Source organism: Microbulbifer regidiadema (SeqCode), from assembly GCF_052466995.1.
Genome location: NZ_CP174297.1, coordinates 92,129 through 106,242, shown reverse-complemented (window position 1 = coordinate 106,242; position 14,114 = coordinate 92,129). Strand labels below are relative to the sequence as shown.

11 protein-coding genes are annotated in these 14,114 nt (G+C 46.1%); 6 read left to right on the top strand and 5 right to left on the bottom strand.

Features of this window, described 5'->3' with window-relative positions; all coding sequences use genetic code 11:
- Nucleotides 1-189: 189 nt before the first annotated feature.
- Together ACJJIK_RS00445 and ACJJIK_RS00440 are read right to left on the bottom strand one after the other, a co-directional pair.
- Nucleotides 190-3,180 carry a TonB-dependent receptor gene (locus ACJJIK_RS00445; protein WP_444932328.1) on the bottom strand — a complete coding sequence of 997 codons (2,991 nt, stop codon included), beginning with the start codon at nucleotides 3,178-3,180 and terminating at the stop codon, nucleotides 190-192.
- 250 nt (nucleotides 3,181-3,430) lie between these two features.
- A complete protein-coding gene (locus ACJJIK_RS00440) occupies nucleotides 3,431-3,946 on the bottom strand; it encodes an RNA polymerase sigma factor (protein WP_444931723.1) in 516 nt (171 codons plus the stop codon).
- A 773-nt stretch (nucleotides 3,947-4,719) separates the two neighbouring features.
- Between ACJJIK_RS00440 and ACJJIK_RS00435 the strand changes: the two genes are divergently transcribed.
- The 6 genes from ACJJIK_RS00435 to ACJJIK_RS00410 all read left to right on the top strand — a co-directional run bounded on the left by ACJJIK_RS00435 (nucleotide 4,720) and on the right by ACJJIK_RS00410 (nucleotide 10,179).
- On the top strand, nucleotides 4,720-5,580 hold the full coding sequence (locus tag ACJJIK_RS00435) for an alpha/beta hydrolase (RefSeq protein WP_444931724.1): 861 nt from the start codon (nucleotides 4,720-4,722) through the stop codon (nucleotides 5,578-5,580).
- Between the two features lie 72 nt (nucleotides 5,581-5,652).
- Nucleotides 5,653-7,122, top strand: a complete 1,470-nt coding sequence (locus tag ACJJIK_RS00430; RefSeq protein WP_444931725.1) for an alpha/beta hydrolase — start codon at nucleotides 5,653-5,655, stop codon at nucleotides 7,120-7,122.
- A 123-nt stretch (nucleotides 7,123-7,245) separates the two neighbouring features.
- Nucleotides 7,246-8,340, top strand: coding sequence for a PaaI family thioesterase (locus tag ACJJIK_RS00425; RefSeq protein WP_444931726.1), 1,095 nt, complete (start codon nucleotides 7,246-7,248; stop codon nucleotides 8,338-8,340).
- A 149-nt stretch (nucleotides 8,341-8,489) separates the two neighbouring features.
- Nucleotides 8,490-9,023 carry a DUF2058 domain-containing protein gene (locus ACJJIK_RS00420; RefSeq protein WP_444931727.1) on the top strand — a complete coding sequence of 178 codons (534 nt, stop codon included), beginning with the start codon at nucleotides 8,490-8,492 and terminating at the stop codon, nucleotides 9,021-9,023.
- An 8-nt stretch (nucleotides 9,024-9,031) separates the two neighbouring features.
- Complete coding sequence (locus tag ACJJIK_RS00415; protein WP_444931728.1) at nucleotides 9,032-9,595, top strand: DUF1415 domain-containing protein; 564 nt, start codon at nucleotides 9,032-9,034, stop codon at nucleotides 9,593-9,595.
- Complete coding sequence (locus ACJJIK_RS00410) at nucleotides 9,592-10,179, top strand: endonuclease dU (RefSeq protein WP_444931729.1); 588 nt, start codon at nucleotides 9,592-9,594, stop codon at nucleotides 10,177-10,179. The genes ACJJIK_RS00415 and ACJJIK_RS00410 overlap by 4 nt, the downstream gene beginning before the upstream one ends.
- 53 nt (nucleotides 10,180-10,232) lie before the next feature.
- Here ACJJIK_RS00410 and ACJJIK_RS00405 read toward each other — a convergent pair whose 3' ends face one another.
- From ACJJIK_RS00405 to ACJJIK_RS00395, 3 genes are all read right to left on the bottom strand, one after another.
- Nucleotides 10,233-11,099 carry an alpha/beta hydrolase gene (locus tag ACJJIK_RS00405; RefSeq protein ID WP_444931730.1) on the bottom strand — a complete coding sequence of 289 codons (867 nt, stop codon included), beginning with the start codon at nucleotides 11,097-11,099 and terminating at the stop codon, nucleotides 10,233-10,235.
- A 139-nt stretch (nucleotides 11,100-11,238) separates the two neighbouring features.
- Nucleotides 11,239-12,612 carry a peptidoglycan DD-metalloendopeptidase family protein gene (locus ACJJIK_RS00400; protein WP_444932329.1) on the bottom strand — a complete coding sequence of 458 codons (1,374 nt, stop codon included), beginning with the start codon at nucleotides 12,610-12,612 and terminating at the stop codon, nucleotides 11,239-11,241.
- Nucleotides 12,613-12,625: 13 nt separating this feature from the next.
- Nucleotides 12,626-14,113: a M23/M56 family metallopeptidase gene (locus ACJJIK_RS00395; RefSeq protein ID WP_444931731.1), complete on the bottom strand. Its 1,488-nt coding sequence runs from the start codon at nucleotides 14,111-14,113 to the stop codon at nucleotides 12,626-12,628.
- Nucleotide 14,114: the final 1 nt, after the last annotated feature.

Genomic DNA, 14,114 nt, shown 5'->3' with positions numbered 1-14,114 from the left:
TTTCACAGCAAACGATAAAGTCACCTAAAGGATGATGCGCGTCAAAGTTGAATACAGACTGCTTAAAATAGCGGATTTCAGAATAAATATTTAGGTGGGTGGCAGCAAGCTGGCAAGAAAATTCCACCTAGCCAACTTGCTACACTTTCTCCGGCTGAGTCAAAATCACCAACTTTTTGTCAGTTGAAATTAGAACCCTTTACTAACACTAAAGCCGACAATACGCGGTTCTAGTGTAAAGACATTAGTGGTAAGGCCTGAATCATCACTATTGGTAAACATATCCGTGATAGGCGCATCATCAAAAATATTTTTCACATAGAGCTGCATATATAGGTCAGAGTTAGGATTGCTGAGGCTCACAGAAGCATTGAGGTTACTCCAGGCCTTCAGGCGATCATATTCAGTATTATATACCCGCGCGTAACTTTCCGATTGGCGGTAATAATCTGCTCGTAAAGTGAGATCCCAACTATCAATAGGAATAGTATGCTGAAGACCCAAGTTCATGGTTAAGCGTGGTGCATTGGGTAATTCATTGCCACTTAAATCAGCAGCAAAACCACGCCCTCCATTAGGGGCATCGGTAAGTGGATTGTAGGGGGCAAGACCGAGAATTTGGTCCCAGCGGGTACCATCAATTTCAGGACTAAAAGATCCATACTGAGAAGACCCTGCACAAAGCGACCAAAGGGGGAATGGGTGCCCCACCAGCAGACTAGCCTCTACATATTCCACCGGTGCGATGCAATTAGAGGGCACCTGGATACTTGGGCGCACCAGCACCCAACCTTCATTTCCCTGAGTGCGATCCATCACATCGATTGACTCTTCACCATCAGCAATACGAGTCTTCAAGTATCCCAAATTCATATCCATCCGAGTCGCATCTGTCAGCTGCCAGACCAACTCAAGTTCCAACCCCATACTCTCTGCATCAAAGTTTTCATTGAGTGAAATACGATCGACAATCTGGGAAACCTGATAATCAGAATAGTCATAATAGAAAGCATTGGCGTTCAACATTAAACTGCCATCAAGCAAAAGGTTTTTCGCACCAAACTCAATTGCATTTACAAACTCAGGCGCAAAGGTCTCCTCTAGCGGTTGATATTGTACCCTTGCCGGATCAATCTCTGCGCGGGGCGGGTTGGTGCCTCCTCCTTTGTAGCCGTGGGCAAAGGAGATATAGAACATACTCTCATCCGTAAAAGGTGTCTCCGAGCGCCAGTCCAATACTGCACGCCCTGTATACTCTTTCCAGCTCTGAGTAACCTGAGGGTCTTCAGGGTAGCCTTGATGAACATAACCCCCTGAATACTCACCCGGTATCACTTCACCGGTTACAGGATCGAGTTGAGTGCCTAGCAGTAGTTGACTGGATACTGGCGTTGAGCGCTTGCGATCATCGGTGTAACGCAGGCCGGTTGTTAACTTCACATCATCATTAATTTGCCAGTAGGCCTCACCAAATAAAGCCCAAGATCGAACCTCGACTAAATTTCGACTCAGAAAATAGTTATGCCCCTCTTCATCGATATTTTCAAGTGAGTTGGGGTCAACATAAATACAATCCCCTGGACCCGTTGGTCCATCTATACATTCCTCTGTATACAGCATGCCACCTTCATATTCCCCACCATAAAAATATTGGGCGACCATGGAAAACATATTATTGAAAACAAAGTAGTCATCCTGAGTTTTAAAATCCAAATAATTAGTGCCAAAAGCAAAATTCCAAGGGCCATCAAAAGATGTCTGCAAACGGAATTCTTGGCTCCACTGTTTATTATCTGAACGGCTGACATCCACCGCTAGTATTCCATCAGAAGCCCCAAGCTGTGGATCAATAAAAAAACCACCAGGCGTAGGGCCAGGATCTAGCCCAGCCTCTATAGAGTCACGAAATATTGCATCCGAAACATAGCGGTTATAATCCTGAGAGGAATAATAGTCATCTTTGGCATAAGTAGACTGTGAGAAAAAGGTAAGATTGTCCCCCACGGCCCACTCAAAATTCAGCTGCACTAAATCATTTTCTGCACGAAATACGGGGTCATAACTGGTCTCTATCTCACGAAGATCCCGCGACTGGGTTGCGCCAGCATATGGATCAATGTAGTAATCATTGAACGGATTTCCACCATCTGGATAAATGATAAACTGGGGAACTAACACAAAAGCAAAACCCTTAGCGTTGGGGGTATCGTAAGCGTCATCGCTATATATAGATTCCGGCAGGCACCCCTGGCTAAAGAATACCGGAAAGAAACCTGTCAACTCTGTATCACCAATCTGAGATAAGCCTGGATCTTTAGTACAGAGCTGTTTACCGGTACGCGAACGTTTATCATCTTCCTCAAAATGCTGCCAAATTAAATTGGCACTAAAAGTATCACTCGGCTCCCATTCGAAAATGGCACGAGTAGAGTAGAGGTCGCGGTCATTAACATCATTATCGGTGTAAGTGTTGTAATCAAATCCATCACGCTTGGTCATAGCTCCGGAGAAACGCAACGCCATAGTTTCCCCAATCGGCAAATTTAACATGCCACTTGTGCGCTTAGAATTGTAGCTACCCACCTCAGCTTTAAGCTCAGAAGCAAACTCATCCTCAGGCATAATCGGCAGCATGTTAACTACGCCAGCGGTCGCGTTGCGACCATAAAGGGTACCCTGAGGGCCGCGCAACACCTCGACTCGCTGCACATCAAAAAACTCCTGCTCGAATAGCCGATTGCGAATCAAAGGGGTATTATTGAAGCTAACTGCCACCGCTGGATCCGAAGCGGCAGAGACTGCCTTGGTACCTATACCGCGAATAGAGAAGTTGTAGGTACTGAAGTTAGATTTGGAGAAGTTGGTATTTGGTATGGCGCGAAGCAGCTCTTCTCCTCGCTCAATCTTAAGGTCGTCCATATCGTCACCACTCAGCGCAGAGACCGCTATTGGTACATCCTGAATGCTCTCTTCAATTTTCTGCGCGGTAACCGTAACCTCCTCAATCGCCTGGCTTGGACGATTGCGTTCTGTACTCTCCTGGGCACTAGATATAGTAGGTGCAGCTGCAATTGCCAAAGAGGCAATCACGACACTGTACCAGGGGGTGGTTTGACATGAATGTCCAGATTGATAAATCGCTTGTGCAATCAATGTTTTATTTTTCGCAGGTTTCATCATCACACTACGTCTCTCTTTATTGTCGGTATTATTGGGCTATTGACCTGATCTAAATCTATTTCAGGTACAATAAAATTTAAGACGCACAAATAAAAAAATGGGGGGGATAAAAAACGGTACTTAACTCTTTCAAACTAAAGCGGAAGGCTCATTCTGGTATTTAGCCAGTTTTAGCAGAACAACCGAAACAGCACATGTTTGGCGCAGCATTGCTCCGCCCCTATCACCACAGAGTTCTGACAAAAAGCTATCAAGAGGCCTCTTCTTCCACTTGCCTGATCTTAACCAGCGCTCGCTGTATTAGCTCTTTCACCGACTCCTTGGAAATTCCCATCTGCTCGGCAATTGCCTGATAAGTCATCCCTTCAAATCGATGAAAGCGAAAAGCCGCGCCAGCCCTTGGTGGCAGCCTTAAAATGGCCTCCCGCACCCGGGTATAGGCCTGTATTCCCATCACCGCCCGCTCGGGACTGATCATATAAGGAATATCCGCTTTACAATCAATAGAATCATGAAGCCCACCACATCGCGATTTCTGATGTCTACCGTGGCTAATCAAAAGATTTTTTGCTATCGCATAAATATAAATTTTGGGGTTTTCGATATCGCCGCCGTGCTTTGTTATACGAATATACAGCTGTGTAAAAACCTCTTGTACCAAGTCATCAACATCAGACAGGTTGACCCGGGAAGAAAAGTAACGCTTCAAACCCAACCCGTACTCCCCTACCCACTGAGCCACATCATCCTGATAAGAATTTTCCATTTTACTAGCCAATCATCGCTTATGACCGACCGGTTTCGCTTAACTCCTGGATAGTGTTTCAATAGTACTACATCGCTTACAGAGGCTCTCTAGAGACAATCCATAAAATAAGCAGCCGACCAATTGTTTTTTTGATCAAATTATTTTTCGGTACAAGCCAACTTCCCTTCACTCTTGCCTCACCCTTGAATATCGCCCCCAATGGGTTGTTATCAAACTTTAGTTTTATCCAGATAAAAGCCTCTGCTCAACCACTGAAAAAAGCAAAGAAAATATACAATAAACGACCAGCTCCGATAGCTGGAGAAAACCAACGCCTAAATCACAAACAACAGGAAAACCTAGAGACACTACTGAGAGCAAAATGCTAATCGAATTTTAGACTATTAGTATTCAAAAGAAACAAAAATAAAAGAATACATAGGCAGCGCATCGGCTAAAAAAGTATGGATAGCACAGAATCATCTTGCCAAATATAAAAATAGAACTAGTCAACTCCTCTAATTGACGAATAACACAGTGAATTCTTCCAATTCTATAGGATTTTTAAACCATCCATACTCTTTATCTTGCCGTAGAAAAAATATCGATATCAGCCTCAAAAATTATGCAAATAGTTTTCAACAAAGATTTATTTCGATATGCTGGGGCACTTTCCTGACTTTTTATTAGTACCAATCTGTTAACCAGCGCACAAAAGGTGGCACTTTCGTGCATAAGACAGTGTAAATTGCCCCACAAAAAGTACAGATTTTACCCGATGGATTCTCTCAATGATCAGATCCCTTGCCTGTTTTTTCGCCGCAGCGAGCCTCTACTTAACCCTTGAAACTCCAGTCAGTGCGGAAACCACCCCACTCCAAATTCCTCGCAGTAGCAGCTTCGAGCTACAGGACCCAAACAGCAAAAGGACCTACCCACTTTTTGTTAAATTACCAAAAAGTTACAAAAGCACCCCCTATCAACGATACCCTCTGGTACTGATAAGCGATGGGGACTCTGCCTTTCAGATGATCTCTGGTGCAACTCAAATTCCAATGGACTTCGGCAAACTACGGGAAGTTATTCTGGTCGGACTCTCATACGCAAAAGGCTCCAATGACCAAGTCAGCCGTATTCGGGACTTCACCCCCACCAGCGATAACAGCTGGCAATATATGACGGGTAAAGCTGCTGAACACACAGATTTTATCCACGATGTCATTTTGCCCCATCTATCCAGTACTTATCGCCTAACGGATGGTGGACACACCTTTATAGGGCACTCTCTAGGTGGGCTCTTAGGTACCTATATACTACTTACCAGATCAAACAGTTTTGACAACTATATCCTTGGCAGCCCCTCTATATGGTACGACCGTGAACATATTCTCAGCCTCAAGGCCACGCCCAACCCTGTCCCCCGCAAGGTATTTATCGGGGTTGGTGCCCTAGAAACTCCAGAAAAAAGTCTAACTCGCAACGACATGGTAAAGGGAGCGAAGAAGCTTTATAGCAAACTGCTTGGTGAAGAAGGGATTGTGATAGATGGCAAACTGCTGATTGTCCCCGAAGCCAATCATGGCACTTCATTTCCAACAACGGCTATTCAGGGATTGGACTGGCTATACAGGACTAATCTACAACGACAGTAATAGCATACCCTTTAGACGCTAGTTGTATAAAGCGCCCCTCAGGTACAGCTACTTTAAATCAGGAATAAAATAATGAAAAACAAGGCAAAACAATTTTTTCTTCTCGCTCCGGCCTGTTTAGCACTTTTGCTAAGCCCTATTAGCGGGGCTGCAAAACCTATTACCAATGAAGAGCCCTACACTTTTACCACATGGAGCAAACAAACGGCACAGGGCTATAGTGGTTTTATCCAGGTACCTGAGGATCGCACCAATAAGGATAGCCGCAATATCACTCTCCAGTACGTAAGATTTCCAGCCACTGGAGAACAAGCGGGCCCACCAATCATCTACTTGGCAGGCGGTCCCGGTGGTTCAGGAATTATGGCCGTTAACTACCGCTTTGATATGTTTATGGCGCTGCGGCAATTTGGTGATGTCATTGCCTTGGACCAACGCGGTACCGGCCGCTCCAATGACCTTCCTAACTGTGAATCCCAGCAAGTGATACCATCACTTAAAGTCACCACTGACGTCCAGTATATCGATTACCATCGCAAAGCCCTAAAAGAGTGCTTACACTTTTGGACCTCCCATGGCGTAAACCTAGCGGCCTACAATACACTCGAAAACGCCCGTGATCTCGATGCCCTAAGAAGCCATTTGGGTACAGAAAAAATAGTTTTATGGGGCACCTCCTATGGAAGTCACCTCTCTCTGGCGGCAGTAAAGGAGATTGAGGCACGCATTGACAAGCTAATTCTATCCAGCGCTGAAGGTTTGGCCCAAACCATTAAACTACCGGCCCGAACGGATCTCTATTTAAGCCGCCTACAGCAGGCGATCGACCAGCAGCCCGCAGCCAAGGCCGCCTATCCAGATATCAAAACACTGATAAGCCGGGTCCATAACCAGCTAGAATCTCAGCCTTTAAAAATTCAAATCCCTCAACGGGATGGCAGTGAAATCGACTATCTTCTACAGCGTAGGGATATGCAGCAAATTGCCTCAGCATTTATTGCAGACCCTAAAAGCGCCAGCCATCTTCTCAGGTTTTACCGCAATTTGGACCGAGGTAAAACGCTGAATTTTGACCAGATTCCCAGACGCTACTTCCCCAGTGAATTCTTGCAACCGGGCAGCCCCATATCCCTGCGCCCAATGCCAACGGCAATGGATATCGCCTCTGGCATTGACCAGAAACGTAAAGCGCAAGTTGTAGAGCAGGCAAAAAAATCTCTACTTAAAGACTACCTGAACTTCTCACTACACTACGATAAATTGGCTCCAGACCTTGATCTCGGGGATAAATTCCGAGAAAAACCGGTCAGTGATATCCCCGTATTGCTATTAAGTGGCAGTTTGGATGGGAGAACTTATCTGGAAGGGCAACATGAAGCTATTTCAGGCTTTAAAAATGCCATCAAGGTAACAGTAGAAAATGCGGGGCATAATTTGCTAATGGCTTCCCCTGAAGTTCAGGATACCATCAATCTATTTATGCAAGACCGCCCTATCCCCACTACTCATATCGTGGCCGAGCTACCTGATTTCGCACCATAATTCCCCTGCATCAGGAGAGAGTTGCAGTATTGGAGTTAAGGGCAGCCGCGCAACTTTCTCGCCTCCTCGTGCCGTGTAAACCGTCACATTACCCTTGCCATAGATGCAACGGGAGGCTGGGGGATGACCAATATCACCGACGAAGTTCATCGTGGTGCCATCTGTGACCTCAGGGCCTTACAACAGCCAGGCCTTGAGACCTTTAAACGCTATATTCGCGGCAGCTTACCCGGCCCCCCGTTTTGGCGCTTAACCGGTATGACCCCCACTGAAGCAGGCCTTGGCAAGGCCACCTATTCAATGCCCATTACGCCCTGGTTGGCCGATGGCACAGGTATCTATTGGGGCGGTATTTACGCCATGTTTGCCGACGCACCCCTGGCTTCTGCTATATGGACGACTTTACCCGCCGGTAAAGTCCTGAGTACATCAGAATTAAACATGTGCTTTATCCGCCCCATCACCAGTAGTACGCAAAATATTGTTGGCAGAGCCACGACCGTTCATTCAGGTAGCCAAGTGGGGCTCTCCAGTATTCAGATTAACGATCAGGATGGGAGGACTCTGGCCTACGGCAGTACCCGCTGCCTAATCTCCGACTTTCCAGTCAACCCCGCTCAAGAGCTTCCCATGCCCGACCTGGGACCAGCAGATACACCGGACCCCTATCTGCGCCCTCCCCCAAAAACCTTCTTTTGCGATATGGCACACCTGCCGGAACAAGTCCCCATAGAACTCCAGCGAACGACCATCAGTGAGGGGCGAACTCATCCCATCTGGATACTTACAGGCTACCGTGCTGTAGAGATAGAAAACGGTCGCTGCATCTCGACTATGCCTTCCTCCCCGTGGTTTTCCAACGGGACCCTATCTATCTACGGTGGGCTCTTGGCATGGGCCGCAGATTTCACCATGGGGGGCGCGGTCTACTCGACACTGCCTGCCGGATCGATATTTGCCACCCTGGATATGCACATTCGCTTTGCTCGCCCCGCCAAACTCAATAGCGGTGACTTAATCCTGGAGGCTCAAGTCCTCCACCGGGGACGGCAGTTGAGAGTATCATCTTGTAATATTGATACCCCCAGCGGTAAACGCGTGGCTATTGCCAGCGGTTCTGCCCTGGTAATCCCAGGGGGAGCTCAAATGCTGAGTGACGGCAAAGAACCCGATGAGATTATCGCAACAGCCACCTCTGGCAGACCTTGGACACTGTAAAATTCATTGGCGGCAATACCGCCATCTTCAGGTAAAATACCCCCAACCAATGTCAACTCACACAGTTGATCAATTTTTAACCAGGCGTGCCAGCAAAGCCTACCCAGCTGACCACTGCCAAAAGCTTAGATTATTACGGGGAAGCGACTATGGCCTCATTGCAAGACCAACTGCTCCAGGCGGGACTTGTCGATAAAAAGAAAGCCAAACAAATCAGCAAAGATAAGCGCAAGCAACAAAAAGTTACGAAGAAGTCCTCCCAACCCCAGGTTGATGAAACCAAGCTCGCCGCACAAAAAACTCGTGCGGAGAAAGCCGCCCGCGACCGAGCCCTCAATGCCGAGCGTGATGCCGCAGCACAGCAAAAAGCAATCGCTGCACAGATCAAGCAATTGGTAGAAAATAATCGCCAGCCATACTCCGGCGAAATCACCTACAACTTCACTTTCGACAAAAAGATCAAAACCATCTATGTCAGTGAAGACTTGCGGGACCACCTGATTGCTGGGCGTCTGATGATCGTTGTCCAGGGCGAGCGCTTTGAGCTGGTCCCACGGGTTATTGCGGAGAAAATTGCAGAGCGCAATAGTGATATCGTAATCAAGCCCGCTGAAAGTTCAGCAGTGGTGGATGAAGATGATCCCTATGCAGACTTCCAGATCCCCGATGATCTAATGTGGTAAGCAGTCAGATGGAAAAAGCGGTTATCCAAGCAGTACAACAATGGCTTACCGATGTGGTTGTCGGTCTCAATCTCTGCCCCTTCGCACGCAAGCCTTTGCGTGCAGGGCAAATTCGCTTCAAAGTAAGTACCGCCACAGAAGATGAAGCGCTGCTAAATGACCTGCTGGCTGAATTGCACCAGCTCGACGCCACATCAGAAGCTGAAGTAGTCACTACTTTACTTATTATCCCCAATCACTTACACAATTTCAGCGACTACAACCAGTTCCTGGATCTCGCCGAGTGGTTACTGGATCGCAACGATTATACCGGCATCTATCAATTGGCCAGCTTCCACCCGGACTACCAGTTTGCCGGAACCGCAGCCACCGACGCTGAAAACCTTACCAATCGCGCCCCCTACCCAATCTTACATCTACTGCGAGAGGAAAATCTGGAAAAAATGATTGATCTGTACCCGGATCCAGAGAGTATTCCAGAAAATAATATCCGCCGTGTGGAATCCTTAAGCCATGAAGAAAAACTAAAGCTATTTCCCTACTTGTTTCAGCAGGATAACAATAACCGATGAGGCCTCTGGCTGAGCTGTTACGACTAGGGAAACAGATTCGGGTTGTCGGCTTTGATGACGCCCCTTTTGAAAAACAAAGGGGCGCACCGGTTAAAGTAAGCGGTATTATCTGCACGAATACTCGCTTCGAGGGAATGCTCTGGGGACAGGTCAGTAAAGATGGAATGGAGGCGACTGAAACGCTCGCCTCCCTACTGCAAGAAAGTAAATTCTATAGCCAGGTAAATGTCGTGCTAACCGATGGCGTAGCTGTAGGCGGTTTCAATATCATTGACCTAGCCAAGCTGGCTGATATCTTACAGCGCCCCTGTATTGCTGTAATGCGGAAAGCACCCGACCTTGAAGCCATTGATAAGGCCCTACAAAACTTTCCCGACTACCTGTTGCGCAAAGAAACCCTGCTAAAGGCTGGGAAAATTCACAACTACAGCAACTTCCATTTTCAAGTACAGGGCTGCGAACCAGAGATTGCCGCCCAGGTACTGGAGCAGGCCACTGACAGGGGGCATGTTCCCGAGGCTCTGCGCTTGGCTCATATGATTGGCGCAGCAGTAATGACCGGGCAAAGTGGCAAGCGCGCCTAAGCACTACAGGTCTAGTCTATGTGGCAGATAGCTATAGTGCCACTTCGCTATAGCTATTGGTTCGCCCACAGGTCTTGGTATATCCACCTTAAGCCCTTTGCCAACCCCACAGGGAAGGTAGAGAAGTGGTCCGCCCCATTAACAACCTCTCCATTAAGCTTCAATCCCCGGTAATTGCGTGACTGTAAGCGCGCAAAAAATCTCTTGTGTCCATCGACCATATCTTTGCGCATGCCCCCTGCCTCCGGTGTCTCCAAGGCGCCGGTGGCGATATATACATTTACCGGCAATGAATTATGACGGCTTGCATATTTATCCTCCAGTTCAAATATCATTTCATCTTTAAACCAAAGTGAGGGGCTTGATAGAATATAGCTGGAAAATAACTGAGGTTTGGTAAGCAATACCCAAGCACCAAAAGATCCACCCAACGAGTGGCCGGAGAGAATTCTGCGCCTGGGGTCAACTCGAAAACTCCTCTCAATAAAGGGTATTATCTCTTTTTCGATAAATTTTAAGTAGTCTTCAGCTCCACCCGTGGTATAGCGCCTCCATCCGCTATCCACTGCCGGAGTAAGATCCCGTACCCGGCTAAACTGACCATTTTCACCGTGAGCAAATGAGATAGCAACAACAATAGCTTTATCCATACTTCTAAAGTGCGTAACACCCGAGGCGACCTTAAATGTATGCGGGCCATCATTAAGGTAAATAACCGGGTAAGCCTTATTTCTATCTGTTAAATAACCTGAAGGTAGTTTCACATATAAATCATACTTGCGCTTTAGGACCTCTGAGTCAACGGTATATATTTGAGAGCTGCTCAACTCAAAAGATTCCGAAACTTTGGTGACAAGTGGTTTTGCATTGATCGGATTAGATAACACAAAAATAGCCACCAGAAAAATAAGTCTAGTCATATTTAACCTTGGTTAATTTTTTACACATGGCGCCGCTGCAAGTCTATCGTTAACTGCCAGCTAAAATTACAGCGACATTAACTCTCCCCACTCTAAAAAGAGCAAAGACAGAAACAAAAGTAATAAATAGGGCGTTTAGTTATGAGTCAGACAAATCTGATTGAGCGTATTTCGCCAGCTCATCTTGGATATTCTGGACCTGTTGAGAAAAACGCTGTAAATCATCTCCTGTCAGCGCTGTGCTAACGGGAAGATTAAGCCTTAATGGGTCAACCGCTATACCATTTTTATGAATTTCATAGTGTAAATGTCGCCCCTGCACCCGCCCGGTGGCTCCGAGATAACCGATTATCTGCCCCTGCCTAACCCGAGCTCCTTGATTGATTCCTTTCGCATACCCTTTCAGGTGAGCATAAATAGTTTTTATACCAGAGGTATGGCGAATACGAATATAGTTGCCAAAACTACCAAAATAGGAGGCTCGCTCAATAACACCATCACCAGCAGCCAATATCGGTGTCCCCAAGGGAGCGCCAAAGTCCAGCCCCTTATGCATTCGGGTATACCCTAACACTGGGTGCTTGCGACGCCCAAAATAGGATGACAAGCGCGCATTCTCTAAAGGTGTGCGCATTAGAAATCCTCTAGAACCCCGGCCATCAGGATAAAAATACTCCGACCCCAAAGACTCTTCAGCAGAAAAATTATATAGCGTGACTTTCTCTCCACTTAAAATCAGTTCTGCAAATAGAACCCGATCTAGCTGCTCCTCCCCAGTTTGGTGGTCAAACAAAGTATCGTAGAAAACTGAAAATTGATCACCAGCTCGAATCTGTCGCTGAAAGTCTACGGAATAACTAAATATTTCATTGAGCTTTACGAGAGCAGAAACAGATACCCCAGCTTCTTTTCCACTTTGATACAAACTACCAGAAATTTCACCTTTCACATATTTCTTTCTGATATCAACAGTAGACTTTATTTGGCGAGCGCTATAGCTGTCTCCCTCTCTAACCAACTCTAAACGCTCTGCAAAACCGGTACGCAAAGTAATTTTATCGAGTTTTCTGTCAGGGCTTATTAGCAACTCAAACTCCTTAGCAACTGGCAAACTGCTGACATTGATATGCACCGACAAGGCCTGGACAATCTTATAAGCCTCTGTTCGATCAATCCCACTCCCCGTCAACAAAGATAAAACTCCTTGATTTTTAGCTAACCTGATCTTCTTCGTGCGCTCTCTATACTCCCTCTCAAACGCAACTTTGAGCGGTGGGAAAACTGCCCCGCGCTGTACTTTATAGTCTTGATAACCTATGGATAGGTCATTTAGAGAAGGCAATATATTCGACCAATCATATGGCATCAATTGAACATTGGGATAACCTTCTGATAGTGGACCTGCCATTGCCCATGAATGGGCTGGCACAAAAGCGAGCAACAAAGCCACCTTCCACAAATCGAGCAACAAGAAAGCAATTGATTGCCCTATTTTTCTTGTGTAATAAATCATCAACAGCTGCCCCTTACTTTGCCAGCAAAGTAGCAGGATTGATTCTTTTACCGTCTTTGATCAACTCAAAATGAAGATGCGGTCCGGTAACACGTCCAGATACCCCCACAGTCCCTATCGGCTGGCCGGCTCGCACGGATTGTCCGACCTCGACCTCCCGTTCATTCAAGTGAGAGTAAAGTGTTTTAGTATCATCACCATGGTCAACAATTATAATTTTCCCGTAATTTTTATGTTTATATTCATCAGTAGAGACTATTACAACACCACTTGCAGCTGAAACCACAGGGGTACCTATGGGGGCGGCAAAATCGGTGCCTTCATGAGGCTTTTTACGGATTTTACTGAGATCACCAAATGGACTGCTGATACGCGCACTCTCAACTGGAATTGTCAAATTGGCGACCTCAGCTGAAGCCATTGTTAACCCAGGTTTTAATAGTAGTCCTGCAAGAATTAATATCGTTGAAAAACCGCAGAACAACATAGCTCGCATATAAACCTCTAAATTACTGCTAAAAGACTCTATCCTTGAGATTTCCATAATGTTTATGAGTCTTCGGCGAAAAAATGGGACCTGATTCGACCCAGCGAAGAAAGAGAATGCGACAGCCCAATCACTTGTCCTCTGTAAAGAGTTTCGTCGAAGCGAATCAATCATTGTCTGCGCATAAACACGGTGCAAATTTCGCTGGCAAGATTTTAGAACATCACGATCACAGCCCAATTCAATCGCCCAGCTAAACCGAGATTTCATCCAACCCAAGAAAGGATTAAACCATAGGATGCAAGTAAAAATATGCACCAAAAAAATCAGCAAAGGGTCCAACCTTTTCAGATGCATAATTTCATGCTCAACGATGAGGTGGCGCTCGGTGGCATCCATTGATAAAACATAGGAGGGAAGCACCAGTTTGCGACTGAATAATTGCATCACAAATGGCGTAACCGCTGATTGAGTAATAAATACCTGAGTTTTACTTTTAACCAGGTAATCACTTTGCGACAAAGTAAAAAACCGGCCAAAATTGACAGTAGATAGTTGGTTATTTGCTATTAGGCTCAATCTCCTGCCACAGAGCAATTGACTCAGCACCATTTTAGCTAGCTTGAAAGATACGCCACAGACATATAGAAGCAACCAAAAAATAGCCAGTAGCTCTATCGCACTTAAAGAGGTAGATACATATTCATGCAGAACCCTATTTTCTGGCGGTATAGAGGCAGCTTCATAAACTGTAGGCAATTCAAAATTCAAATCTGGAACTATACCCAGGGTTAATTGGTCGCTCAATTGCGCGAAAACAAATGGAGAGCCAGCAGCTACTAAGGCACACAACCAAAAGCTTCGCCATTGGTATAGCGCTTTAAACTTATCACCTCCAATAGCGATTACCAGCCAAATAACAGTAAAAACCAACCCCGCCCACAGAATGGAGAAGAAAGAGGTAACTAGAAAATCCAATGAAAATGGTAGAACTGTAGAGACTATCTCGGCCATA